A 25,747-nucleotide genomic window follows, 5' to 3' on the forward strand; every position below is an offset into this window, starting at 1 on the left:
ATCGGGCAAGGCTCCCATCAGGTCACGGCCCGTCAGGAGTTATCGGCTTGTCCGGTCGAAGCGCTTCTGGCGGAGCCTGCCGCCGTTTCCACCATAGGGCCACGACCGTCATTGCGTGGCCGGTTGCGTCGCGGGTGGCTGTGTGGTTGCAGGCGGCTGGGCGACCGGTGGCGGCGGAGCATCCTGGACGGTGGGCACCAGGTAGCTGTCGTCAAGCGCCACGGGGGCGTAGCCGGGTCCGACAAATCCGGTAACACGGAAGGGAATCGTCGTTGGCTGCGTGCTGGGGGTCTGGGCGCGAGCGGTGTAGATGTTATCGCCCGGGGGCTGGTCGTAGCCCACGCCGCAGTACGGTGTCCTCTGGAAGAAGATGCTGCCGTCGCCGTAGACCACATTCTGTCCGGCGTGCCCGTGGTTGGGCGAATTGGCGCGCGCCAGCTCCGCGGGCGGTGCGTTATACGGCACCTGCGCCGCGGGCGAGCCGGGATTCTTGTCCGCAAGCAGCGCAAACTCCGCGCGCAGCCAGTCCGGCTTCAGGCGATATCCCGGCGCGCTGCTGAATGGCGAGGCATACGAGTATGAGAGATTGCTGGGTCTGCGGAAATTGCCGCGTCGATTCGGCGGCACGGGTTGTCCATGGGCGCTGGTAATCCAGTCGCGGCTGTCGCCACTGCTGGGACACACGAACGCGCGGGTGTCGGCGACATAACCGATCCGAACCAGCAGCCACAGTGATGCAGTGACATCGTTGGGTTGCACGGGAGAGTCAGGTGCGAACGGGTCATCGGCATCCGGGCCGCTGAATGCAACGTAGCCGTTGGGATTGTTCTGAGCATCGTAGCGGACGCGGGGAAATTCCCAGTTGTTGTCGCGGGCGTAGTTCTGAAGCGCGCTGCGGATCTGACGAAGATTGTCGGCGCACCAGACGCGGCGATTCTTTTCGCGGACCGACAACAGGTACGGTACGAAGATGCTCACGAGCACGATGAAGATGCCAATGACTACCAGCGTCTCCATCAGCGTGAAGCCGCCGACGCGGCTGTGAGCCGGACGGTTAAAGCTCAACGAGTTGCTGGCGCGCCTGCTCTTTGCGGCGGAGCTGGCCGCAGGCGGCGTCGATGTCGCGACCGCGGCTTTTGCGAACATGGGTGTTGATCCCGGCACGACGCAGAATCGTCTGAAACTCCACAACATCTTCGGCCTTTGGACGCTTGTACGGCAGCGATTCGACCTCGTTGTATCGTATGAGATTCACGTTGGCTCGCAACGCGCGCGAACGGATGAGCTGCACGAGCTGGCGGGCGTGCTGCGGGCGATCGTTCACGCCGCTGAGCAGGACGTACTCCAGCGTCACCTCGCGGCCGGTGCGATCGAAGTAGTAGCGCGCCGCATCAAGGATCTCCTCCAGGCCGAAATGCTCGGCCCAGGGGATCAGCTCCCGGCGAAGCGGCTCATTGGGCGCGTGCAGCGAAATTGCCAGGTTCAGCGGCAGATCTTCTTCGGCGAGCTGCCGGATTCTCTGCGGCAGACCAACCGTCGAGATCGTGATCTTGCGCGCGCCGATGTTAAAGCACTGCGGATGGTGCAGGATCCTCACGGCGCGGATGACATTGGCGTAGTTGGCCAGCGGCTCGCCCATGCCCATGAACACGACGTGGTTGATGCGATGCGGGTTGGATGTGTGAGCTGGCGGACGCAACGGCTTGCGCGCCGATGAATCGCCAACTTCGAGCCCCGGGCCATCAAGAAGTCGATCCAGGGCGAAGACCTGCTCGACGATCTGTCCGGCCGTCAGATTCGACTTCATTCCGTTCAATCCACTGGCGCAGAACTTGCATCCCACGGGACAACCGACCTGCGAGCTGAGGCAGGCGGTGCGGCGGTCGGCGTCGGGGATCATCACGGTCTCGGCATTGACGCTGCCCGCCGGCTCGCCCCAGCTCAGCAGCAGCTTGCGCGTTCCGTCGGTGCTGGACTGATGCGCGGCGATTCGCGCTGTGAACCAGTCGATGCGTTCGGACAGGGTGTCACGATCCCGCAGCGCCAGATTGGTCATTTGTGCCGGGTCGGCCACGAGCTTGCGGTAGACCCAGTCACGAACCTGGGCCGCACGGAATCGTGGCCAGCCCCAGCTCGCCAGCAACTGGTCCAGCGCTTCGGGTGGCTGATCAAAAAAGTGCAACTTGTCGGGACGAGTCGGTTCGTTGGGCATAGGATTGATACGAGTTTGTCACTTGACCGGTTGGACGGTACCTGTTCTGCTGGTGGCGTGCAATGAACGGTTTGCGGTACGATGGAAGTAGTGGTGCCCGGCATGCGCATGGCGGTGTGCGGCGCGCGCAGCACGCCGATCCATCGGCTCGGCCGCCGCAGATCCTCGCCAGCTCCATGCCATCAACCGACAATCCAACCCCGACGGCCGTCTCCAACCCGTCGCCAGCGCATGATAATCGCAGCGATGAGCAGTTGATGGCCGACTACCGCGCCGGGGACCGCAGCGCCTTTGCGCGACTGGTGGAGCGATACCAGCGAGAGCTGTACCATTTCCTGGTTCGATTTCTGGGCGATCGTGCGGCGGCAGAGGACGTGTTTCAGGAGACGTTTCTTCAGGTGCATCAGTCGGCCGAGCAGTTTGATCCGCAGCGGCGTTTCCGCCCGTGGCTGTTCACGATCGCTGCCAACAAGGCGCGTGACCTGATTCGGTCACAGGCCAGGCGCCCGGTCAACCCACTTCAGGCGACGATCGACCCGACCGATGAAGAGAGCGGAGAATTTATTGATCTAATGCAATCCGTCAGCGCGTTCCCCGAGGAGTCGATGGAACGCCGCGAGTTGCAGGAGGCGGTGCAAAAGACGGTTATGGGGATGCCCGAGCATCTGCGGGAAATTCTACTGTTATCCTATTTTCACCAGTTTCCCTACAAGCAGATCAGCGACATTCTGGATATTCCCTTAGGCACGGTAAAATCGCGGCTTCATGCCGCGGTAGCTCATTTCGCCGATCGCTGGAAAGCGATGAACCAAAAGCGATCCGCGTCGTAGGCAATGGGTGAAGGGCGGATCGTCGAAAGATGGTCAGCGACACGTCAACTCGCCAAATCGAAGGCTTGGCCAGGTCCCTTCGGGCGGTATCGCTGTCAGTGCGTGCGTGAGTGCGTGTGTCACATGAGGTGGCGACAAGTGTAGCGAGGCAAGAGGGGCGCAAGTGTTGCTCGGGCTGGTAGCGATGGTGCTGCCCCCCGACCTGCTTGGGGTGTTTTCGATGAGCTTCAAGAAGCGACTCGGGGAAAACGACGCCAAGGCCGTGGATTTGTTACTGGATCGCACCGCATCGGCCACCGATGGCAACAGCAGCTCGGGCGCTGCGCATCCGCCGGCTGGAAATGGCAATGGCATGAATCCGATTAGCACAGCAGAGGTTTTCGCATCGCCGACTGATGACGAGGTGATCAAGCGGGTGGGCGCGGTGGAGACGGTTCTGCGGCTGTTGGCAGAGATGCCCGCTGCGGATCCTCCCAGCGACCTGGTGCAGCGGACGCTGGACCGGATTCGCGCCCGCACCGCCGCGATCCCCGGCACTGCGGCAGAGCAGCCCGGGCCGCATCCGATCATTGGACACGGCCCGCCCCATGCCTGATGCGATAATCCCCGCCGGCGGCATGCGCTGAACTTTTCAACGCAGAGCAACCGGCCCATGGAAGAACACCGGTCGCCAGCACGAGCATTGTCCCGCTGGCGACCGGTGTTTTGTGTTCAATCAGAAGGTCCAGTGGCTGACTCGTGGATTCAGCTTGTCTGCTGTTGCTGCTGAGGATGCGACTGCTCCTGCTGCTGGACCGGCTGGGACTTTTCCTCGGATTCCTCGTCCGGCCCGCCTTCGGGCATATCGGCCACGTCGTGCGCTTCATCGTCGATCGTCGCCCCGGAAAGCTCGCTGAGCCGCTGTTTCATCAGCCGCCCGACTTTGAACTTAACCGTTCGCTTTTGCGGGACTTCCACCGGCTCCAGGGTTCTGGGATTCTGTGCCCTTCGAGCCTTGCGAAGCTTGGTCTCGAACACGCCGAAGTCCCGAAACTCCAGGCGATTGCCCTTGCCCAGCTCGTTGACGATCTCGTCGAGGAACTGCTGCACCACGCGCTTGACCTGGACGCGCTTGTCACCGGTAGCGTCGGCAATTCGATCAATCAGCTCTTTCTTGGTTATCGTGGCCATGGCAAACCCCGATGCGAGTTTTTAAGACCCGACAGGAAACAGACTTAAAAGATCATCGCTCAGTGGGCGGGGAAATTCAAGTGCATTTTCCGTTACATGTGATCGGGGGCGATGTTGCCGACGACACGGCGAGGAATTGCGGCCGGTAGACCTCCCCGTCACAAGGCGATGTCGAGATTTTGCCTGAACCAGCCGCTACCGATAGCTCAGTCCGAATCGCTGCGTCACCGCCCGACGCTGATAACGTTCGCCGAATCGCCTCTCCAGACCACTGTCAATGCGATCATCCACCCGAAGGTAAAAGTGCGTTGTCGTTCCAAAGTCGTATCCCCAGAACGCTTCCGGCCAGCGGCCGGATCGGGACAGGTCCAGCCGGGCCTGGTCAGCCACCACCGGGGGATCGAACACCAACGCCGAGGCGACCACCGCATGCCTTGCGCCAGGTGGACCATTCATGGACCGGGTAGAACCAGTCGCGGCGGCGGGCGCGGCAACCGGCTTCTCCGTCGCCGGTGGCCCGGGACATTTCGTCCTCGACGCCGCAGCGCATCCGCCGGCCAGCAGCAAGCTCAGCACAACGCCCGAAGCAATGCCGTCTCCCCATCGCATAGGATCGACTCACGGTCAAATCCCGTGCCGCACCCGCGATCTCGAATGAGCTGGCGGGCGGTGAGTCCGATCATAGCGGATGTCGTGCCCGATCAACGTCACATGTTGCCCGGAATCGACAATCGCGGTGTCCGCTGCGGCAGCGCGAGACCAACCAGGCCGCTCAAATCTGAAAGTCCAGGACGGCTTCCCGCTGACCCTTGAGTCTACGATCGCGGTACTTGAGCTTTGGCGGCTCGGCGCTGACCTGGTTCATCGGCGGAACGCTGGAGGTGATGAACACGTTGCCGCCAATCACCGCCCCGCGGCCAATCACCGTATCCCCGCCCAGAATCGTGGCGCCGGCGTAGATCGTCACGTCGTCCTCGATGGTCGGATGACGTTTCTGCCCGCGCAGCGCCTGTCCGTAGGCCGGCGCCAGCGCGCCCAGCGTCACGCCCTGATAGATCTTCACCCGGTCGCCGATTTCGGTGGTCTCGCCAATAACTACCCCGGTGCCGTGATCGATGAAAAAGCTCCGTCCGAGCTTGGCGCCCGGATGGATGTCGATGCCGGTCAGCGAGTGCGCGTACTCGGTCATGATTCGCGGCAGCAACGGCACATTGAGCTTGTGGAATTCGTGCGCCAGTCGCTGCACCGAGATGGCGAACACTCCCGGATAGCAGAAGATCGTCTCGTCGGTGCTCTTGGCCGCCGGATCCCCGTCGAACGCCGCCTGCACGTCGTCGGCGAGCATCTCGCGCACATGCGGAATGCGATCAAAGAACGCCGCCACGATGTGCGCCGCTTCGGCGTCGCACTGCTCGCAGCGCTGATCGCCCGAGCCGTTGGATCCGGGGATCTGCTCGCGATACCTCAGGCAGCACCGCACCTGCTCGTACAGGATATCCGTCAGTTCGATCACGATCTCGCCGATTCGAAACGGCAAATTGGCGCTGGTCAGCCCCTGCTCGCCGAAGTAGCCCGGGAACAGCAACTGCCTCAGCAGCTCGATCGCCTTGATGATCTTGTCGCGGTTGGGCAGGTAGACGCGGCTGAGATGATGAAGCTTGGGATGTGCGTGGACGCTGCGGACCAGCGTTTCGACGACGGAGGGCAGGCGATCGTTCAGTTCATTACGGGTCATCATTCGAACACCTCCACGATGGCCGTGGATCTGTGTCTTTCGAGCCATCAGCCTGGCGCGGCTGTTAGATGCAGCCGGCACCGTGGCGGTTGGCGGTTTCCAGACGAACTCATCCAATAAACCAGAACGGATAACGAGCGGAAAAGCAACTTGCGGCGAACAACCGCTGGAGATTGGGCGGCCCGCTTCACGCGAGGCCGCTCATACAGACGCACCGAATCGCAATGGCGGGGAACGGCATGCTCATGATCGCCAATCCTAGTCTGAGCTGGCCCGGCGATCAAACGTCGTCCGCAATGCAGGTGCTGCGGTGTCCGCCTTCGTGCGGCTGCGCCGCCAACTCGCGCATCGGCGGAACGCAGCCGGTTGTGACGACAATTTGCGGCAGTGAAAAAAACAACAAGAGATGGTGTTTTTCATTTGACTGTGAGCCAGCACTGGAGATATCTGTAAGCCCGCGCCGCGCACCTGCGCGGGCCTGTCCAGGCGCGGCACCGGCTTCGGCTGCCGCCTCGGCAGGGTGAATTGCTCTGAACCGCCCGGCGGAGTTGGGCGTATCCAACATTGGCCGCTGCGAAGCGGCGATGGGGGCTGTCGCCAGTCGCGGCGCTTTTTGACCGCTGGGCGGTCGGCGGCGATAGATGCTGGATGACTGGCGACGCGATCTCGCCCGCTGGTCGTTGTCGGAGGTGAGGCCCGCCCAATTGCCTCGCCACGACGCATTCCCGCGTATGACACGGACAATCTGAGCTTGGAGGCCGCGATGGACGGGCTAGACATCGCACGCCAGCCTCTGTGTATCTCAGCCCACCGCCACCGACCTTCCACCACGCGTCGGGGCGACCATGGAAGTCTTGCACCCGGGAGTTTCACCCATGCCGGTCCGACCCACGGCAACGCCGTCGCCGATTCCCACTGATTCACCTCGCCTCAGCCGCCAACACCGGAAACCACCGGCGTCACGTCCCTGCCGCATCGATCCGCTGGAGTGCCGTCGCCTGTTGGCCATGATCAACGTCGCCGATTTCGGCGCCATCCCCAACGATGCCGGCGACGATTCATACCAGATCCAGCGGGCGATCAACTCGTCTGCGGCCGGTGACATCATCGTCTTCAACGCCGGTGAGTACCGCATCAGTCGTGAGCTGACCCCCCTGGGTGGCGGGCGAAAGTACATGGGGCAGGGCGCGGCCAAAACCACGCTGCGGCAGACCGGCAGCCAGTTCGTCTTCCACATCATCGGAAACGACGTGACGATCACGGGCTTCAAGTTCATCGGCCGCGGCGTGTTCCTGGACAACCCGCGCGGGCAGATGAACGAAAACATCGTCATCGACAACAACACCTTCGAGCTGTACGCCCGCGGCACCAACCCCAATGCCGTCATGTTCACCACCGGGCTGAAAAACAGCCGGATCACCAACAACTACTTCGATCCGATCAGCGGCGACAACGGGGTCTACGGCTATTACTGGGATAACCTGGTCATCGCCAACAACGCCTTCATGAACGGCAACGAAGGCATCCACGTGATCGACCATTCCGATCGCTCCCGCGATCTGCTCATCGAGCAGAACTATTTTTCCGGCTTGCGGCGAATGGGGATCGAGTACCAGGGCGGCGGCTGGGACACCATCATCCAGGACAACTTCTACGAGAATCCGGTGATGACCAGCGTCTTCTCGCAGAACGACAGCACCTTCGCCTACTCGATCATCGCCGACCGCAGCCACAACACCATCATCCGTCGCAACACCGCGATTGCCCCGGAGCGTCCCGACGGGACGGGGGTGCGGGTGATCTTCGAGGTCGGCGGCGACAATTGCCTGGTGGAAGAGAACTACGTGATCGGCGGGAACCACGTGCTTGCGGGCAACGATTTCCACGGCACCACCTCCACGATCGTCCGCAACAACAAGTGGAGCGGGTACCTGATCGGCCCCAGCGGGCGAGGGGTGCGATTCGAGGGCCAGAACGGACCGGATGTGCAGCTATCCTGGGACATCAACCGTGGCCGGCCCGGGCCCAACCGCCGCTTCGGCGGTTCGGAGATTCCGCCGACGCGACCGGACCCGCAGCCCGAGCCACAACCCACGTTGCAGGCGCCACTGCTGAATGCCGTCGCCACCGCCCTCTCAGAGGTGGAGCTGACCTGGACGGACACGACGGCCGGCGAGGTTGGTTTCCGGCTGGAAAGGTCATTCGACGGACAGACCTGGTTCCTGCTTCACCAGCCCGGACCCAACCGCACGCGGCATTTCGATCGCGGCCTGCCGCCGAACATCAAGGTCTACTACCGCATCAAGGCGTACGGCCCGTTCGGGGAAACGCCCTACTCCAACATCGCCACCGTGACGACGCGCGGGCTGAACAGCCCATCGCCCACGGGCACGGGCACAAGCCCATCGGGCACACCGTACATTTCGCCACCTTCGCCTACGACCAATCCGTACAGCGGCCCGACGACCAAGAGCACGTTCAGTACTGTGCTGGTCTGAAGGGCGTGAGGTAGACGGTCAACGATGCTCGCGGCGCGCGGCTCGGCAACGGGCCGCGCGCCGTTTTTTGTTGCTTCCACTCATTAACGATAATCCTGATAGAATATCGTTTTATTCTTTGATTTATCGCCCGACTTCGGTAGGCTGAGGCGATCAAACGCCGGATTAGTCGTTTGATCGGCGGCCGGGCCGGAATGCCCCACTCCGCCGCGGAAAGGAATTGCCTATGCGCTATGGCGTCATCGGTTGTGGAAAGGTCTTCCAGAAACGTCACTGGCCTTCGCTGCGAGGTCATCCACGCATCCAGTTCGCGATGCTCTGCGACATCAACAGGGAGATCCTGGCCAGGGTATCGCAGGAAACAGGCGTGACCAGAACAACCACCAACTGGCGCGACGTGGTCAACTCGGACGTCGATGCGGTGCTGATCTGCACCCTGCCGGATCTGAACGTCGAGGTCTGCGAAGCGGCAGCGGCGGCCGGCAAGCACATCTACTGCGAGAAGCCCATCGCCTGCACCATCACCGAAGGCCGGCGCATCATCGCCGCGGCGCGCCAGGCGGGGGTCAAGCTGTGTGTCGGGCACCAGCGCCGCTTCTGCGCCGCCGACCGCAAGGCCATCGAGATCATCCGCGCCGGACAGATCGGCGAAATCTTCAAGATCCTCATGAGCCACAATCTGCCCAACTCGCCGAACATGTGGCCTTCGCACCGCTGGTGGGACTGGCGATATCTCTACAGCCACGGGCGATGGCTGCACTGGGCGGCACACTACGTGGACCTGATCTGCTATCTGATGAATGACGAGCCGGTGAAGGTCGTGTGTGAAATCGCTCAATACGGCGAAGGCGGCCCGCGACTGTCGGATACTGATGCCATTGGCATTTTCCGCTTCAGGCGAGGCGGGATGGGGATCGTCGAGATCGGCGGCTCGCAGTTCGCCGTTCATCCCGACACCCTCTCGGCCGAGGCCGAAGAACGCACCGAAATCTGCGGCACCAATGGCTCGATCTTCTACGCGCGGGCACGCGGGTTGTTCCGCACGAACATTCCTCCCGGCGGATGGTCGCGCCAGCCCAACTTCGTCGAGTCGCACACTGACGAGGAGCCGGCCGACATGTACGCCCAGCACCGCCGACTCCACGAAGCGTTCTTGGAGACCATCGAGAAGGACTCCGCCTCGCCGGTGAGCGGTGAGCACGGGCTGCGCGCCGTGGAGATGATCCTGGGCGGCTATCTGTCGATGATCCAGGGCCGTGCGGTGACGCTGCCGCTCAGCCAGGCGGACATCGATGCGATCGAAGCTCTGCGCACGCCGCCCGCGGGCGCAAGGACATGACAGGGGCACAGTGGGCAAATCGCGACGATCGGAACCACACATTTGCACAGCATCAACACAGGAGCAGACTGATGGGACTGGAGATTTTCAGCCTTGAAGGCAAGACTGCGTTGGTCACCGGCGGGAGCAAGGGCCTGGGCGAGGCGATCGCGCGGGCGCTGGCCAGCGCCGGAGCGGACATCGCCACATGCAGCCGGCACCTGCCCGAACTGCGGCAGACCGCCGACTCGATTGTCAAACAGACTGGCCGACGCGTCTTGCCCGTCGAATGCGACGTCACCCGGCGCGATCAGGTCGAGGCGATGGTCAAACGCACCCTGGATGAGTTCGGAAAGATCGACATCCTGGTCAACAACGCCGGCTATGCCAGAAAAGACCCCATGCTCGAGGCCGACGACGAGTACTGGAACTACGTGATGGCTGTCAACGTGACGGCGCCGATGTATTTCTGTCGCGCCGTGGGCCGGCACATGGCCCAGCGACGTTACGGCAAGATCATCAACATGGGCTCGCTGTACTCGCTGAAGGGATCGGACGGCAAGGCGGCCTATGCCACCACAAAAGGCGCGGTGCTTCAGTTGACGCGCTCGCTGGCGCTGGAGTGGGCGAAGTACAACATCACCGTCAACTGCATTTGTCCCGGATCCATGTACACGCCGATGAATGCCGCGGCACTGAGCAAGCCCGAGATCGTCGAGATGCTGGCCAAAAAGATCCCCATGGGTCGCAGCGGTCAGCCCGAGGAGCTGGCCGGGGCAGCGATCTTTCTGGCGTCGGATGCGTCGCGATACGTCACCGGCGCGATCCTCAGTGTGGACGGCGGCTGGGCGGCGTCATAAGCGCCGGGCACGTGGCACAGCGCGGCGGCGCCCCCGGAGAATCAGGGCGACATTGCAGGCAGTCTGCAAATGCAGACCCGCCGCGGGCGTCGCATTTACACGGGGCGTTGGTACAATGCCGCCGGGCATTGGACGCGCATGTCGCCACCAGCCAGCACGAGCCAGACTTCCCGCCGCCGCAGCGGTCGCACCGCCGGGCGGATCGCGGGCATCTACGCCGCTTTCGCGATCAGCTACATTTTCGGCTCGGATCTGCTGCTGAAGGCGCTGCTGTCGCAGAGCACGATCGAGGAGCTGACGCAGTTTCAGATGCTCAAGGGGACCGGTTTCATACTGGTCACCGCGTCGCTGCTGTACTACCTGATCCGTCGCGACGTTTTGCGCATTCACGAATCGCAGGAGGCGCTGGAGCGCAGCGAAGACCGGTTCCGGCGGCTGGTCGAGTTCTCGCCCGACGGGATCTTCGTTCACGTCCACGGCAGGATCATCTATGTGAACCGTTCGCTGCTGCGGATGCTCCGATACGAACGTGCCGAGGACCTGCTGGGCCGGAGCAACTTCGATCTGGTGCATCCGGAGTATCACGCGATCGTGCGGGAGCGAATGCGGATCGTGAGCGAACAGCGCGCCGCCGTGCCGCTGATCGAACAGCGTCTTCGCCGCGCGGACGGCACGTATCTGTGGGTGGAGGTGGCGGCGCATCCGTTCGATGTCGAAGGCCAGCCCGGATCGCAGGTGATCGTGCGCGACATCAGCGCCCGCAAGCTGGCCGAGGAGCAGATCAAGCAGCTCACCGAGACGCTGGAAAAGCGGGTCGAGCAGCGCACCGCCGAGCTTCAGACCGCCAACGACGACCTGCGTACGTTCTTGTATACGGTCTGCCACGACCTGCGGATGCCGCTGCGGAACATCGCCCGCGCCGCCGAATCGCTGGCGACGATCCATGCCGTACAGTCCGATGAAGCCGCCGCCGAGTACGCCCGCAGCGTGCTGGCGGGCACGGCCCGGCTGGATCGGTTGATCGGCGACCTGTTCGAGTATTACCAGCTCGCCCGCGCCGAGATCCGTCCCCAGCGCGTCAGTCTGGTGCTGTTGCTCAACGACGTGATCGGGCAGCTTCGCCGGGAGCCGGAGTTCGCCCGGCGCGATCCGCAGATCACTGTGCGCGAGCCCATGCCTTGGGTGCTGGCGCATCGCCCAACCCTGGCGCTGGTTGTGCAGAACCTGCTTCAAAACGCCGTCAAGTTTGTGGCGCCTGACGTGAGGCCGACGATCACGATCTATGCATCGGCCATGCCTGCCGCCATGACCCGGCTGACCATCCAGGACAACGGGGTAGGCATTGAACCCTACCGCCTTGCGGACATCTTTCATCTCTTCGAGCAACCTCAGGAACTGCGGCAGTCTCCGGGCAGCGGAATCGGACTGGCGATCGTGCGGCGCGGCGTGGAACGCATGGGCGGGCGCGTGGGCGTGGATTCGACGCCCGGCGTCGGCAGCCGATTCTGGATCGAGCTGCCCCAGGATCCCACCAGCCCCTGAAAAAGACTCCCGACCCCTTTTCTAAGGGGTCGGGAGTCTTTTTCCGCCGCACCGCTCACAACGACGCGTTGTAGTCGTCGACCACCTGCCCGACCAGGCGAATGCGCTCGATCTCCCCGTCGGCGGCCATCTCGTCGCTGATGCCCAGGATCAGTCGCGGCGCAAACAGCTCGATGCAGCGTTTGGCGCAGTCGATCAGCGTCTGCTCGCTGAAGGTCGTCTCGAAATACACCGCCGGAATCCCGTCGAGCAGGAACATGTCCCCCAGCGCCTGCCTGACTTCTTCCAGCGTCACGTCCCCCTGTGGCAGTGGTGTGATCGCCTCGATCCCGTCCAGCCCCGTCTGCCGCGCGTATCGCAGCAGCGGCTTGCAGTTGCCATCCCAGTGCGCGTGGACGAACTTGCCCGCCTTGTGCAGAAGTTCGCAGCGACGCTGGTACACCGGCAGGATGTATTTCTCGAACCATTGGGGCGGCAGCGTGCTGGCGTGAATGTTGTCGCCAAAGTTCACGATCTGAATCGGACTGTGGTTGATCACCTCGATCTGCCGCTGCTGCGTAACGTTCAGAGCCTCGAAGTACTCCTCGCAGACTTCGGGATAATCCAGCAGGGCATAGGTCGCGGCCTCGACGCCCATGTCGGCCACGAAAAGCTGCTGCACCGTGGTTCGCAGGATGTAGACGGTCGGCGCGCCGATGCCCTGCCAGGTGGCGCACAGTTCATCGTACTTGGCGCGATCGAAGCTCCACGTGCGGTGGAGCGCGCGCCACGCCGCGACTTTCATCTCCTGCGGGCTGGTGATTGGCCACTTCAGCGGCTCGTTCCAGCGGATGCCGCGCTGCCTGCGATAGACGGCAAGCTGGCTGCCCACGGGCGTCTCGTAGAGGATCTGAAAATCGGTTTCATTGAGCTGCTGTCGCGTCACGCGGACACGGGGATCCTCGTGGGGCACGATGCAGGCGTTGAACTCATAGATGCGATGCGAGCAGCCCAGAGCGCGATAGAGCTGCGGACGGGTCATGCCGGTATAGGGCGGCGGCAGCGGCTGGCCAAGCTCCAGCTTGTCGTCATACCAGGACAGAATCCGCGGCTGCCAGATGATCTTGCCGCCGGCTCGTCCGAAGCAGACATCCAGATGCAGTTGGGTCAAATCGAGGTTGCGGTGGTCAGTGGGTCGGCCGATCATGAGATCGCAGGTCGGATTCAAAGCCGTCGCAGATGAAATCCCCCATCCACGTTGATCACCTCGCCAGTGCTGAACGGCAACAGGTCGGTGGCGATGGCGACAACAGCGCGGGCCACATCGTCGGGCTGGCCCCATCGGCGAATGGGCGTGAGGTCCTGCTCGAAGATGAGCTTGTCGTACTTTTCCTTCACCGGGCCGGTCATGTCCGTCTGAATCACTCCGGGGCGGATCTCGTAGACGTTGATTCCATACTCCGCCAGCCGTGCCGCGTACAGCGCCGTCATCATCCCCAGCCCCGCCTTGGCGATGCAGTAGTCTCCGCGGTTGACGCTGGCGGTGTACGCGCTGATGGAGCTGATGGTCACGATCTTGGGATTGCAGACGGCGGAATCAGGATCGCGGACCTGCTCGATCATCTTTCTGGCCACAAGCTGTGTGAGAAAGTATGGCCCCTTGAGGTTGATGTTGATGAGGCGATCGAAGCTCTGTTCCGAGGCCTCGAGGATGTCAGCGCGCACGTCCGGGGCGACGCCGGCGTTGTTGACCAGCAGGTCGATCCGGCCAAAGGTCGCGATCGTCTCATCGACCAGCCTTGCGCGGTCGGCTGCAACGGAGACGTCCGCCTGCACCAGATGCGCCCGCGCGCCAGTGCCCGTGGATTCGATTTCGGTTTTGACCTGCTGCGCCGCCGATGCATTGTGCGCGTAGTTCACGACCACGTGATGATTGACCTTCGCCAGCGCCAGCGCAATCCCCCTGCCGATGCCGCGCGAGCCACCGGTCACGATCGCAACCCTCTGTCCATTGCTTTGCATGCTTTGCATAACTGCCTCGGTTCAAGCCGCCGCCGCGCCAGGTGTGCCAAAGAACTGTCGCAGCCATCGTGTCGGGTTCCCGGCTTCGCCACCTGACGCCTGCTGGCGCCTTTGACGCTTCACGCTCGCGGTCAGCCTCTGGCCAGTCGCCATACGCCGTCGATCAGCACGTACCATCCAAGCATGAAGGTCATGACGTACACGACACGGGTGAACAGCTTATCGCTGAGTCGGCGATTGAGCCACACGCCCGCCACAGCGCCGATCAGCACCAGCGGCAGGAACTGCACCGCGAACAGCGGCGAGGCATGCGTGAATTGCCCGCAGAGCACGTACGCGGGCAGCTTGGCGGTGTTGAGGATGAAAAAATAGATCGCGCACGTGCCAACGTACAGCGCGCGGTCCAGACGCAGCGGCAGCAGATACATGGCGATGATCGGACCGGCGGCGTGGGCGAGCGTGCTGCTGACGGCGGCGAAGGCGCCGGTTCCGTGGCTCCGCCACGGCTCGGGCAGCAGATGCTCCTGCACGCCGCGCCACTGCCGCCACCAGTGCAGCACCACCAGCAGAATCGATTCGATACCGATCTCGATGCGGATCAGCGCTCCGACGATCGTGCTGAACTGATGGAACCACCAGAGCATCAGTCCCCCGATCACGACCCCCGCCGCCGTCCCCGGCAACAGACGCTTGATGATGCTCAAGCTGAACAGGCGACGGTACTGCCAGACGGCGATCAGATCACCGGCGATCAGCAGCGGCAGCATCAGTCCCAGCGCCGCCTCCGAGCCTCGCGACGGGATGTGTCCCATCGCAATGGCCATCATCGGCACGATCATCAGCCCCACCCCGCTGCCGAAGCCGCTCTTGGTGACGCCGATCAGAAAGATCGCCAGCCATGCCAACCCCCACCAGACCCATTGCATCGTCAGAACGATAGCATTTGCGGAGTCGAATCAGAAGGGCATGTCCACATTTCCGGCAGCGAATCGGGACGGTGAAACCGATCAATCTGGTCTTGGGCAGTATCACGCACGCTGCTGTCGGAAGGCGTCTCCGCCGGTGCGTCCCGCCCATGGCACGGGCGAGGACGCCCGTGACACGTCCGACCCAATTGTGGCATGGCCGTCCCGGCCATGCAGGGTGCACTGGAGTTCGAAAGTCCGACATCCGGGCTGTTCATCACTTCATGCCGCTTCGCGCGGGCCAGACGCCGGTCCGCTCTGCTGCCTGAAAAACGAGGGTTCCCGGAAATGTGTATCAACGTCAGGCGCGACGCCTGTGAGACCAAGTGCCGCGGCCAGATAATGAGCATGTTCGACCCGAAGCGCCCGAAGCAGCTTTTGACAGGGCGGCGGGCGTGGACTAGATTTGCCCGACTCGATTCAACCCCGGACTGATGGAGGTTTCACACCCATGGCTGCTGGCGAACCGTTGAAGATGATTTACGAAAAGGATGCTCCGCTGGATGCACTGAAGGGCAAGACCGTGGCCGTGTTGGGCTTCGGCTCGCAGGGACATGCCCACTCGCTGAACCTGCGTGACAGCGGGGTCAGGGTGATCGTCGCCAACCGCCGGGACAGTGCCAATGGCCGGCTGGCGATTGAACACGGGTTTGATCCGGTGAGCATCGAGGAAGCGGTGCAGGCTGGGGATCTGATCATTCTGACCCTTCCGGACGAAGTGCAGCCGGAAGTGTACCAGCGGAGCATCGCGCCGCATTTGAAGGCTGGCAAGACGCTGGGCGCAACCCACGGGTTCAACATCCATTTCAAGACGATCGTGCCACCGAAGGATGTGGATGTCATTCTTGTAGCGCCCAAGGGTCCCGGACATCTGGTTCGCAGCGAGTTTGAAAAAGGAGGCGGCGTGCCGTGCCTGCTGGCGGTGCATCAGGACGCCAGCGGCAAGGCACGCGCCACGGCGCTGGCCTGGGCACGCGGCATCGGCGGCGCGCGCAGCGGCGTGATCGAGACCACCTTCAAGGACGAATGCGAAACCGACCTGTTCGGGGAACAGGCGGTTTTGTGCGGCGGGCTGAGCGCCCTGATCAAGGCCGGGTTCGAAACCCTCGTCGAGGCCGGATATCCCCCGGAAATGGCCTACTTCGAGTGCGTCCACGAGGTCAAGCTGATCGTGGATCTGATTTACCAGGGCGGCCTGGCGTATATGCGCTACTCGATCAGCAACACCGCCGAGTATGGCGACCTGACGCGTGGCCCGCGGATCATCAACGACGCGACCAAGGCGGAGATGCGAGAGATCCTGTCTGAGATCCAGTCCGGGCAATTCGCCAGAGAGTGGCGCGCCGAGTACGAAAGCGGCATGAAGAACTTCAAGCGTTTGTACGAGGCGGATTTGAATCACCCCGTCGAGGTGGTTGGCCGACGGCTGCGAAAACTGATGCCCTGGCTCAAAGCCAAGGAGCCGCCGCAGAGCTGAGCACGGGCGGCTGCCGTAATCGGCTATCGAGTGGCGGAGGTGTACTCGTCGGGAGCGATGGGCGCGGGCGGCTCGGTGGCGGGCAATGCCGAGGCCTTATCGACAAACCAGATTCCGCTCACCAGCGCCACCAGTGAACTGAACAGCCCGCCCAGGATTAGTCCCGGCACGCCCCAGATCACGGTGGCGGGCAGACCAACCACGGCGGCGGCGACGACGGCGATGGCCGTGCTGTAAAAGTTCCACCGCGCCCGCCCCAGACCCGCCAGCCACGCACCAATCGTGTTCGACAGGTACGCCACCACGTAATTCGCCACGAAGAGCTGCAGGTATTTCCCATAGGCGATATAGGGAGAGTCGTCCGGCAGGAAGACCTTGAGCATGAACGTCGGCAACACCGCCAAGGCCAGGAAATATGGCAGCAGAAGCGCAGCGCCAAACGCGATGTAGCGGATGGCCTGACGGGTGCTGGCGCGCTTTCCCTCGGCGGCGGTGGTGCGCGCCACCGCGGGCATGACCAGTCCGCAGATGCTGTTCATGATCGGATTGGCCAGCTTGAAGGGCAGGATGATGGCGCCGTAAACGGCGGCGGCTTCCTTTCCATGCGCCCAGGTCAGTGTCCACCAGTAGCCGACGCTGCCGACCAGTCCGCCAGCGTTGCCCAGCACGAACCACCGTCCCATCCGCCAGAAGTCACGCGCGATCAGCCGAAGCTGCCAGAACCGGATCGGTCGCATGCCGACCTGGGCGGCCTGCACCACAATCGCCAGCGCCGCAGTTAATGCCATCACCAGAAACGCATGGTCCAGCGTCAGCTTCCCGGCAAGACCCAGCAGGGTGATGCCGACGACCTGTCCAACGTAGCGGATGCTGTCGCCCCAGATGCAATCGATGTATCGTAAATCAGCGATGAGTGCGCGGCGGAGGGTCTCCTGGAGCTGCCAGAGCAGCAGCGCGATCACCGCCGCCACGGCAACCTGGCCCGTGCTCAGCGCCCCGACGGAAAAAATCGTCGCCCCGCCCAGAATCGGCAGCAGCCCCAGCGTCAGCAGGAACGCTCCGGTGGCCAGCCGTCCCAGCTCATCCCGTCCCAGCGTTGCGCCCTTGATGGTCAGGGGATTGATCACCAGGGCGGCCTGGAGACTGTTCAGGTACAGCATCGTCTCCAGCAGAACGTTGTAGGCTCCGAAGGATTCTTGCGGGAGGTAGGAGGCAAGCTGCCGGGCCGCCAGGAAATTTCCAGCGCTGACGATTCCCTGGTCGATCAAGACCCACGTGGCGCGCGTTCGCATGAGGTTTCGCGCCAGGTGAAACGGCGCGAGGGCGATCGGCGTGGCGGGCGCCGCGTTGGCAGTCGGATCAGCAGAACTGGCGCTGGACATCGTAAAAAGCTGGTGGCCTGATGGCCTCGTCGTGGCGTACGGATCGTAGGCAAGTCCTTTACAACGGCAAGCTCCCTGCGGAGACCGCAAGAGAGCGACCAGGCATCAGCGGCAGCAGACCTGCCGGCCACGACAGGTTCTGCCCTGTGCAGCAGCGTACCCTACATCCATTCCCCAAACCCGACAACCTGTTAAAATACCATCGGAAATTTATGACTTGGGCATTTGCCGCTTTTCCGCTAAGGTGCTGGCGACGCCAGTAGGATTCTCACTTATGGGCGAGCCTGTACCACGAGTCAGCCTGTGTGTACCTGTCCGCAACGGTCAGAAGTACCTGCGCGCCTGCCTGGACTCATTGCTGGCACAGACTTACACCGATTTCGAGCTGATTGTCTGCGATAACGCCTCCACCGACGCCACCGAAAGCATCTGCCGGCAATATGCCTCGCGCGATTCGCGAATACGCTACCACCGACACCAGACGAACCTGGGCCCGGCGGCGAATTTCAATTTCGGCCTGCACCTGGCGCGCGGCGAATACTTCCGCTGGCACGCCCATGATGATCTGGTGGCCCCCGAACACCTGGCCGAGTGCGTTGATGTGCTGGACCGCGATCACAACCGCCAGGTCGTGGTCGTCTACCCGCAAACGACGATCATCGATGAACGCGGCGAGCCTGTCGAGCAGTATCAGTATGTGCTGAATCTGGACGAGCCCAGCCCGGTGACGCGGTTCCGCCGATTCATGCTCGCGCCGCATCGCCAGCATCGAAACTTCGAGGTTTTCGGCCTGATGCGCCGCGAGGCGCTGCTGCGCACGCCCGGACACGAGCCATATGCACACGGCGATCGCGTGCTGATCGCCCGGCTGTGTCTGCTGGGACGCCTGCGACAGATTCCCCGCCCGCTGTTTTTGGCCAGGCGCCACGTGTCGCAGTCGATGCAAACACTTCCTTCACGCGCCAGCGGAGGACGAAGCTGGGTGACGCGCTGGCTGGGTCCTGGACCGCTGCCCCCGCCGGAATGGTGGAACCCGGCCCTGCGTCATCGCGTGGTCTTCCCGGACTGGAACCTGGTTCGGCAGTACTGGCGGTCGGTGTCGGTGGCGCCGCTGGGCTGGCCACAGCGCCTCGCCTGTCGCGCAGCATTGCTGCTGTGGCTGGGGCGCTACTGGCCCAAGCTGGTGCGGGATGTGGCTTTTGCGATTGAAACGGCATTGACGCATGCGGAGCAGGAGGAGGCGGAAAATGGATCAGCGGTGAGCATGCCTGCGGCGGCAACGGCCGCGGCGCCGGCGGCAGCAGCGGCAGCGGGAGTCGCCGCGGGAACCGAGGCGTCGGCTGGCGTTGGCGTTGCCAGCGCCGCGTCGCGCGGCGAACCGGCGTCGGTCCGCGAAGTCTCGGCTCGCCCTCTGCGAGGCTGAGACCGCACGACCGCGGATATCGGCCGACGCGCCGACGCCATGGATGCCACGCCACAGCAGCCGTTGACCGGATGCTCTCGCACGGAGTTGGATGGCCATGGGCATCGGGCGCATTGCTTGCGATCCGGAGGCCAGAAGCGACCCCTACAGCGACAGTGCCAACGCCTCAGGCACCCAGCGTCCGCCAGTTGATGTACCCCGGCGGCTGGCGGGTTCCCCCTCCGCATGGCGATTCGCCATCATCGCATCGCTGACACGAGCCGCACCATGGATCGCGCTGGTCTGCGGCACGATCGCCATCGTTCGCATGGCGATGACCATTCCCGTGTTCAACAATATTGTGGATGAGCCGTTCCACATCGGCGCCGCGGTGGCCCTGTACGACATGCGCAAACACGTCTACGGCGTGGAGCATCCGCCGCTGCCCAGACTCGTCGCCGGCCTGCCCCTGTACCTTTCAGGCGTGCATCTGCCCCAGCGGTGGCGGACGCGCACGATCGCCAATGAGCCGCAAAGCTGCGAGGCCGGGGCGGCGGTCCTGTTTGACAATGGACAACTGCCCTACCGCCAGACGCTACATCGCGCCCGATATGCCATGCTGATCTTTCCGGCGATGCTGCTGCTGTGCGTGTACCTGCTGGCGCGCTGGCTGGCCGGAGCGATGGTGGCGGCGGCCAGCGTCGCGTTCCTCAGCCTGGACCCAACCCTGCTGGGACATGGGGCGCTGGTGTGCACGGACGTGGCGGCGGCCACGGGCTTCGTCGCGGCACTGTACTTCGGGGCCCGCTGGATCATGCTCGGCGGCGCCGCCCGGGCCGCCGTCGCAGGCATCGCCATCGCCGCGGCACTGGCCTGCAAGTTCACCAGCGCGCAGGTCATCCCCGTGCTGGTGGGGCTGGCATTGTGGCAACGGCTCGGCACGCGCAGGTCGGCAATGCCGATCCGCCTCGGCCAGATCCTGATCGCCTCGGTGCTGGGCGTGATCACGCTCTGGGCCACCTACCTTTTCGATGTGGGACCCATTGGCGATCAGAATCGCTTTCCACCCGACAGCGAATGGCGGCTGATACCCTCCTGGGTCAAACAGATGCCGGTTCCCATGCCCAGCCTGGCGATCGGCGGCCTGTGGTTTGCGCAGCATGCTCGTAACGGTCATCCCGCGTACCTCAACGGCCAGTTGCAGCAGAAGGGATGGTGGTATTACTTCCCCGAGGCGATCGCATTGAAAAGTCCGCTGGGACTGCTGGTGGCGATGGGGTTCGCGCTTGCGGCAGTCGCAGCGCGTCGTCGCGCGCGGCTTCCAGCCCGCAGGGCGGCGCCCGTTCTGCTGGCTGCGGCGATCCTTCTGGCCGGCAGCCTCACCGCCAGAGTCAACATTGGCATCCGACATGTCCTGCCGCTGATTGTCATGCTGTACCTGCTGGCATGCTGGCCGTTGGTGCGCGGACGGCTGCTGGGCGCGCTGGCGGGATGCCTGACGCTGGCGGCGGCGGAAACCGCCATCGCCCATCCGGATTACCTTTCGTTTTTCAATCTCGGCGCCGGCGGAACGCAGCGCGGCGACCGCTTCCTGGCCGACAGCAACATCGACTGGGGCCAGGACATCGATCGCCTGGCCAAGTGGCTGCATTCCCCGGAAATGCGCGGCCGGCCTTATGCGCTGCATCTGTTCATGTATCCCAAGGACAAGCTTCCACGGGAGTTGGGACTGGACCCGGCCGCCGTCGATGCCCCGCCCCCGCCCGCAGGGCTTTTCGCGATCAGCACCAACATCGGCCGACGGCTCTTCGGTTTTGAGCTACGCAAGGACGGCACGCGCATTGACGCGCCCGATTACAGTTGGCTGGACCGCTACCGCGTGATCAAACGCATCGGCAGCTCGATCCGGGTCTACGATCTGGCCCAGCCGCTCGACGAGAAACTGGCAGCTCAACGATGAACCGCATTACCGACGGCCCGATGAATCTGGCGCTGATCCATCAGCCCTGGAGTGTGATCGAACCTCCGGTTAATGGTGCTGACTCCGTGGCGTTGCTGACCGACGAGATCGCCCGGCGGCTGGCGGCGCGGGGACATCGCACGATCACCTACAGCCGGCTGGGACGCGGGCAGAAGCGCCTCAGCCATTTTCAGGCGGTGGAGTATCGCCGCGCCTCGGTCTCGATCGATCGCTGGATCAAGCTGATCATGCAGGAGCTGGACCGTCGCGGGTGGCGCGATCCGACGCGCCCATTTTTCAGCTCGGCCTGGTGCTACCGGCAATTCATCGGCCAGGTGCTCAGGGACCTGAGCCGCCAGGCACGGCAACAGCCGCTTGATGTGGTGCACATCCACAACTTTTCGCAGTTTGTGCCGCTGATTCGTCGCGTGCTGCCCGATGCCTGCATCGTCCTCCAGATGCACTGCGAATGGCTCAATCAGCTTGACGCGACGATGATTCAGCAGCGTCTGGAGCAGGCGGATCTGGTGCTGGGAGTAAGCGACTTTCTGGCGGAAAAGATTCGCCGGCGGTTTCCGAGCCTGGCCCACAGATGTCGGCACGTGTACAACGGCGTGGCAATCGAACGTTTCGCGACAGCCAACACCGATCGGCCCCGCAACCAGTCTTCAGGGCGCATCCTCTACGTCGGGCGGCTGTCTCCTGAGAAAGGGATTCATGTCCTGCTCGATGCATTCGCGATCGTCGTGCGTCACCACCGCGACTGCCACCTGGAACTGATCGGCCCGGAAAGCGTCGTGCCCTATGAAATGATCATTCCCTTCAGCGACGATCCGTTGTTGTTGTCGCTGGCGGAGTACTATCGCCCGGGCGCGTACGGGCAACTGCTGAGGCAGAAGCTGGCCGCCCTGCCGGACGGAAGCGTCACGTTTCGCAACCAGGGCATGGATCACACGGACCTGGTGCAGCGCTATCACGCCGCGGACGTGTTCGTGGCTCCGTCGATCTGGCAGGAGCCGTTCGGGATGCCGCTGGTGGAGGCGATGGCGGCTGGGCTGCCGGTGATCGCCACCCGCCGCGGCGCGTTCCCCGAAATCGTGCAGGACGAACAGACCGGGCTGCTCGTGCCGCCCGCCGACGCCCAGGCTCTGGCCGAGGCAATCCTGCGCCTGCTGGACGATCCGCCCCGCCGCCGCCAGCTTGGACGCGCCGGCTTCCAGCGCGCCGCGGCCAACTTCACCTGGGACCACGTCGCCGATGCCCTGATCCAGCACTACCGCAATATACGACAGGCCCGCGGACGCTCATCCGCGGGCCTGTCGCATGATTCGGCGGTTGGTCGTACGTCGTTGACTCCGGCCGATCAGAACGCGTAGATCGCGTCGATCCCGAACGTCCATTGCGTGTCTTCCCCGTCAAAGCCGGGATCCTCGGCGTAGTCGAAGCGTATCTCCGGACGGATCACCAGCCCCCGGCCCCATTGGTCGTCGGGCAGCGGGCGGATGTTCAGGCCGACCGTCACCTCGGTCAACTGCGTGCCCAGCCCTCGCGCCCCGTCCTGGTCGCTGAAGTACTCGGCCCGACCCTGCGCAGTGAACATCGGGTTGATCTTGTAGCTGACATACCCGGCCGCGCCCCACCACTGCCCGTCACCGCCGTCGGCCGCCGCTTCCGGCTCCCACCCGTAGATCCCATCGATCGCGAACGTGAGCTGTTCGCTGTCGCGATAGACCAGAATCGGATTGAACACCGTCCGGTAGTTGCTCTCGTTATCCGGCTGTTCCGGACCAGTGATCACGTTCAGGTAAAAGTCGATGTTGTCCTTGGAGTAACCGGCCTGGCCGATGAAGCTGACCGCGTCGTTGGCATCTTCCAGCGCCTGGTCCCAGCCCCGGACGATGCCGGCGGTTCCCCAGCAGTATTCGCTGAACTGATACCGCGCCAGCACGCCAGTGTGCGTGAAGGGGATCCCGAAGCCAAACAGGTACGTGTGGCTGTACAGCGGATTGGTGGTGGGATTGATGGTTTCGTAGCCAAGCAGTGTGACGAACTTGCCGGCGGTCAGCAGCAGCCCGTTGCCCACCGGAACGTTGAATGTCCCGTAGAGCTGGACCAGATCAAATTGCTCCTCCGGCCCGTCGGTGAAACCATAGTGGTCGAACAATCCATTGGCATGGATCAGCCGTGCATCTCCGCCCCACAGCCATTCCATCTTGCCGCCGACGTCAAACTTCTCGCCGTTGGCGGCGATGTTGCGCTCGACAAAGACATCGATCTGGTGCAGGGTCGGATCCTGTTCCTCCAGATCGAAGACGCGTCCGGCGTTGAGGTGGGTGCTGGGCTTGTCGAAGTTATAGGACCAGCCCGCCTCGATGTGGCCGCCGATGTTCAGACCATACTCGTCCAGAGTATCCGCCACCCCCGCGCGCTCCAGTGCCGCCATCGCGGGCGCGCGAGTCGCCTCCTCGGCTGCATAGATCACTCGTGACCGGGCCGGTACCACCGATGGGGCCAGCGTCAACTCATCGCCGGCTATCGGTTGAAGCACCGGTGCCGAGCCCGGCTGCACATGGGCATCTGACGCGCTGGCGGTATGCGCGCAAGCCATCGTCGCCCAGGCCGCAACCGCGGCCCGCAAAACCTTCCGATTCCTCATTGCTCTACTCCTTCCCGACCAGGCGGGAACGCTCGGGATCCCCGGCGATCCGGGGAAACCCTTCTCCAGAACGCGGCGCGCGGCGGTTGACGGGTCCGGATCCGATTCTGCCTCACGTGCCCTGCGTGTCATCTGGCACTATCGATCCGATCCACTGCAAAACCGTACAAAAATCCTTCGTTTTGTCAAAACCACCGCAGCTCTGTCGTCAGCTCCGCGCCGCCGAAAAGCTCCATTGCCTGAAACGCTCGAGCATCTGTGGCGTGACCGAGGGCGGGGTTTGGTCGATGACCTCATGAAGAATCTGCTGGGTAATCGGCCCCTCCTGGCCGCTGGCGATGCTTTGCAGAAACGGGATGGTCGCCGCGCGATCGCAGATGTACTTGATGTCGGCCCCGCTGTAACCTTCCAGCCGCTGCGCCAGCGCGTCCAGGTCCACCGTGTCGTCCAGTGGCCGCTTGCCCAGATACATGTCCAGCATTTTCCGTCGCGCTGCCTGATCGGGCAGTGGGATGTAGACCTTCTCGTCAAATCTGCCGGGGCGAAGCACCGCCGGGTCGAGCTGCCAGGGGACATTGGTCGCGCCCATGAACAGGATCGGGTTGCGGGCGTGCTTGTCGAATCCTTCCATGCCCTGGAGGATCTGCGGCACCAGTCGCTGCATCACGCTGGAGCCTTCATCACGACGCGCGGGCACCAGCGCCTCGATCTCATCGATGAAGATGATGGCGCGCTGTTCGGCGGCGGCGGCGTCGAACAGCTTCTTGATGTTCTGCTCGGCCTCGCCAACCCACTTGCTCAGGATGTCCGCCGGAGAGATCCGGAAGAATGTCGCGTCAATTTCGCCGGCCGTTGCCCGCGCGAGCATGGTCTTGCCGGTGCCCGGCGGGCCATACAGCAGCACGCCCCCACCGGGTTTGATTCCGAACCGCTCGGCCAGTTCCGGATGCTCAAACGGATACAGCATCCTCAGCCGAATATCCTCCTTGACGTCATCCAGCCCCGCGACGTCATCGAAACGCAGCGAAGGCTTTTCCTTCACGATCCAGTCATGGGCATTGGAAGCACCTTCGGATTCAGATGAAGACTGCGGCGATGATGCGCGGGCCGGGATGGTCGGTTTGCGATTGGTGCGCCTGGCCTGTTCACAGTCGCGTGCCAGATCGAGCAGGCGTTGGGCCATCTGTCGCCGCGCCTGTTTCAGTTCCTCACCGCGGGCGTGCTTGCTCAGCTCCAGCATCGCGCGGGCCGCCTCCAGCAGATAGATCCTGGCCGAGTCCCACTGCCCGGCGCGGCGTGCGTCCAGGCCCTTTTGCCTGTATCGCTCGAACGTGTCCCATGAGACGCTCATTTGTAGCGATCCTCGACGTTGCGGCTGGCCCACCATCCCATCAGAAGCATATAGCTGACCAGGAACACGACCAGCCCCACGGCCAGGCGCAGCGACGAAGTGAAGCGGACGAACAGGATCACCAGCACGCCGCACACCGCCAGAAAAACCAGGGCGAACCCCACCAATCCTGCCCACTTGCGGCCACTGCCGATGCGGATCTCCAGGTACTGCTGGCCGTTGCGCGACGCCTCGGTGTCTTTGTCGCGCGACGAGGCATACTCGAGGAGGGACGATTCGTGTTGCGAATCCGGCTTGGACTTCATACAGACGACTCCGGCGATCGCGTTCGCAACGCCTGCCGCACGTGCCGCATTCCGCGGACAAGCGAAATCGCACCCAGGCTCAG

Annotated in this window: 22 protein-coding genes; 10 read left to right on the top strand and 12 right to left on the bottom strand. The window is 63.4% G+C overall.

Annotation, left to right across the window (positions count from 1 at the left end):
- Nucleotides 1-108: 108 nt before the first annotated feature.
- Both ACQS5P_RS00720 and rlmN read right to left on the bottom strand, forming a co-directional pair.
- Nucleotides 109-1,065 (bottom strand): type II secretion system protein, encoded by a 957-nt coding sequence (locus tag ACQS5P_RS00720; RefSeq protein ID WP_428938987.1) that lies wholly within the window; start codon nucleotides 1,063-1,065, stop codon nucleotides 109-111.
- Complete coding sequence (rlmN, locus tag ACQS5P_RS00725) at nucleotides 1,055-2,212, bottom strand: 23S rRNA (adenine(2503)-C(2))-methyltransferase RlmN (protein WP_428938988.1); 1,158 nt, start codon at nucleotides 2,210-2,212, stop codon at nucleotides 1,055-1,057. Before rlmN ends, ACQS5P_RS00720 begins: the two co-directional genes overlap by 11 nt.
- Before the next feature lie 176 nt (nucleotides 2,213-2,388).
- On the opposite strand from rlmN, the gene ACQS5P_RS00730 reads away from it, so the two are divergent.
- Nucleotides 2,389-3,042, top strand: coding sequence for an RNA polymerase sigma factor (locus ACQS5P_RS00730; RefSeq protein ID WP_428938989.1), 654 nt, complete (start codon nucleotides 2,389-2,391; stop codon nucleotides 3,040-3,042).
- A 166-nt stretch (nucleotides 3,043-3,208) separates the two neighbouring features.
- Nucleotides 3,209-3,637, top strand: a complete 429-nt coding sequence (locus ACQS5P_RS00735; protein ID WP_428938990.1) for a hypothetical protein — start codon at nucleotides 3,209-3,211, stop codon at nucleotides 3,635-3,637.
- A 149-nt stretch (nucleotides 3,638-3,786) separates the two neighbouring features.
- Here ACQS5P_RS00735 and ACQS5P_RS00740 read toward each other — a convergent pair whose 3' ends face one another.
- From ACQS5P_RS00740 to epsC, 3 genes are all read right to left on the bottom strand, one after another.
- Complete coding sequence (locus tag ACQS5P_RS00740) at nucleotides 3,787-4,212, bottom strand: HU family DNA-binding protein (RefSeq protein ID WP_428938991.1); 426 nt, start codon at nucleotides 4,210-4,212, stop codon at nucleotides 3,787-3,789.
- Between the two features lie 195 nt (nucleotides 4,213-4,407).
- Nucleotides 4,408-4,668, bottom strand: coding sequence for a hypothetical protein (locus ACQS5P_RS00745; protein WP_428938992.1), 261 nt, complete (start codon nucleotides 4,666-4,668; stop codon nucleotides 4,408-4,410).
- A 316-nt stretch (nucleotides 4,669-4,984) separates the two neighbouring features.
- A complete protein-coding gene (epsC, locus tag ACQS5P_RS00750) occupies nucleotides 4,985-5,950 on the bottom strand; it encodes a serine O-acetyltransferase EpsC (RefSeq protein WP_428938993.1) in 966 nt (321 codons plus the stop codon).
- A 1,004-nt stretch (nucleotides 5,951-6,954) separates the two neighbouring features.
- Between epsC and ACQS5P_RS00755 the strand changes: the two genes are divergently transcribed.
- From ACQS5P_RS00755 to ACQS5P_RS00770, 4 genes are all read left to right on the top strand, one after another.
- Nucleotides 6,955-8,445, top strand: coding sequence for a glycosyl hydrolase family 28-related protein (locus ACQS5P_RS00755; RefSeq protein WP_428938994.1), 1,491 nt, complete (start codon nucleotides 6,955-6,957; stop codon nucleotides 8,443-8,445).
- A gap of 226 nt (nucleotides 8,446-8,671) precedes the next feature.
- Nucleotides 8,672-9,784, top strand: coding sequence for a Gfo/Idh/MocA family protein (locus tag ACQS5P_RS00760; protein WP_428938995.1), 1,113 nt, complete (start codon nucleotides 8,672-8,674; stop codon nucleotides 9,782-9,784).
- Nucleotides 9,785-9,855: 71 nt separating this feature from the next.
- The gene (locus tag ACQS5P_RS00765) at nucleotides 9,856-10,623 is read left to right on the top strand and encodes an SDR family NAD(P)-dependent oxidoreductase (protein ID WP_428938996.1); all 768 of its coding nucleotides are present in this window, start codon (nucleotides 9,856-9,858) and stop codon (nucleotides 10,621-10,623) included.
- Nucleotides 10,624-10,761: 138 nt separating this feature from the next.
- Nucleotides 10,762-12,165 carry a sensor histidine kinase gene (locus tag ACQS5P_RS00770; RefSeq protein ID WP_428938997.1) on the top strand — a complete coding sequence of 468 codons (1,404 nt, stop codon included), beginning with the start codon at nucleotides 10,762-10,764 and terminating at the stop codon, nucleotides 12,163-12,165.
- Nucleotides 12,166-12,220: 55 nt separating this feature from the next.
- Here the strand turns inward: ACQS5P_RS00770 and ACQS5P_RS00775 are convergent, their stop codons facing one another.
- The 3 genes from ACQS5P_RS00775 to ACQS5P_RS00785 form a co-directional block, all read right to left on the bottom strand.
- On the bottom strand, nucleotides 12,221-13,351 hold the full coding sequence (locus ACQS5P_RS00775) for a uroporphyrinogen decarboxylase family protein (RefSeq protein WP_428938998.1): 1,131 nt from the start codon (nucleotides 13,349-13,351) through the stop codon (nucleotides 12,221-12,223).
- 17 nt (nucleotides 13,352-13,368) lie between these two features.
- Nucleotides 13,369-14,175, bottom strand: coding sequence for a 3-ketoacyl-ACP reductase (locus ACQS5P_RS00780; RefSeq protein ID WP_428938999.1), 807 nt, complete (start codon nucleotides 14,173-14,175; stop codon nucleotides 13,369-13,371).
- A gap of 122 nt (nucleotides 14,176-14,297) precedes the next feature.
- Nucleotides 14,298-15,092: a sulfite exporter TauE/SafE family protein gene (locus tag ACQS5P_RS00785; protein WP_428939000.1), complete on the bottom strand. Its 795-nt coding sequence runs from the start codon at nucleotides 15,090-15,092 to the stop codon at nucleotides 14,298-14,300.
- A 508-nt stretch (nucleotides 15,093-15,600) separates the two neighbouring features.
- Here ACQS5P_RS00785 and ilvC point away from each other — a divergent pair.
- The gene (ilvC, locus tag ACQS5P_RS00790; protein WP_428940977.1) at nucleotides 15,601-16,608 is read left to right on the top strand and encodes a ketol-acid reductoisomerase; all 1,008 of its coding nucleotides are present in this window, start codon (nucleotides 15,601-15,603) and stop codon (nucleotides 16,606-16,608) included.
- A 23-nt stretch (nucleotides 16,609-16,631) separates the two neighbouring features.
- Here the strand turns inward: ilvC and ACQS5P_RS00795 are convergent, their stop codons facing one another.
- Nucleotides 16,632-17,990: a lipopolysaccharide biosynthesis protein gene (locus tag ACQS5P_RS00795; RefSeq protein ID WP_428939001.1), complete on the bottom strand. Its 1,359-nt coding sequence runs from the start codon at nucleotides 17,988-17,990 to the stop codon at nucleotides 16,632-16,634.
- A gap of 274 nt (nucleotides 17,991-18,264) precedes the next feature.
- On the opposite strand from ACQS5P_RS00795, the gene ACQS5P_RS00800 reads away from it, so the two are divergent.
- The 3 genes from ACQS5P_RS00800 (at nucleotide 18,265) to ACQS5P_RS00810 (ending at nucleotide 22,728) form a co-directional block, all read left to right on the top strand.
- Nucleotides 18,265-19,413: a glycosyltransferase family 2 protein gene (locus tag ACQS5P_RS00800; RefSeq protein ID WP_428939002.1), complete on the top strand. Its 1,149-nt coding sequence runs from the start codon at nucleotides 18,265-18,267 to the stop codon at nucleotides 19,411-19,413.
- A 91-nt stretch (nucleotides 19,414-19,504) separates the two neighbouring features.
- Nucleotides 19,505-21,352, top strand: a complete 1,848-nt coding sequence (locus ACQS5P_RS00805; protein ID WP_428939003.1) for a hypothetical protein — start codon at nucleotides 19,505-19,507, stop codon at nucleotides 21,350-21,352.
- Entirely contained in the window at nucleotides 21,349-22,728 is a 1,380-nt protein-coding gene (locus tag ACQS5P_RS00810) for a glycosyltransferase family 4 protein (protein ID WP_428939004.1), read from the top strand. The genes ACQS5P_RS00805 and ACQS5P_RS00810 overlap by 4 nt, the downstream gene beginning before the upstream one ends.
- Here ACQS5P_RS00810 and ACQS5P_RS00815 read toward each other — a convergent pair.
- The 3 genes from ACQS5P_RS00815 to ACQS5P_RS00825 form a co-directional block, all read right to left on the bottom strand.
- Nucleotides 22,716-24,008, bottom strand: coding sequence for an outer membrane beta-barrel protein (locus ACQS5P_RS00815; RefSeq protein WP_428939005.1), 1,293 nt, complete (start codon nucleotides 24,006-24,008; stop codon nucleotides 22,716-22,718). The two genes, ACQS5P_RS00810 and ACQS5P_RS00815, sit on opposite strands and share 13 nt — an antisense overlap.
- Before the next feature lie 208 nt (nucleotides 24,009-24,216).
- On the bottom strand, nucleotides 24,217-25,359 hold the full coding sequence (locus ACQS5P_RS00820) for an ATP-binding protein (RefSeq protein ID WP_428939006.1): 1,143 nt from the start codon (nucleotides 25,357-25,359) through the stop codon (nucleotides 24,217-24,219).
- On the bottom strand, nucleotides 25,356-25,664 hold the full coding sequence (locus ACQS5P_RS00825) for a hypothetical protein (RefSeq protein ID WP_428939007.1): 309 nt from the start codon (nucleotides 25,662-25,664) through the stop codon (nucleotides 25,356-25,358). The genes ACQS5P_RS00820 and ACQS5P_RS00825 overlap by 4 nt, the downstream gene beginning before the upstream one ends.
- Between the last annotated feature and the right edge of the window lie 83 nt (nucleotides 25,665-25,747).

Origin of the sequence: Fontivita pretiosa, from assembly GCF_050410795.1 — a bacterium.
Lineage (GTDB): Bacteria > Planctomycetota > Phycisphaerae > Tepidisphaerales > Tepidisphaeraceae > Fontivita > Fontivita pretiosa.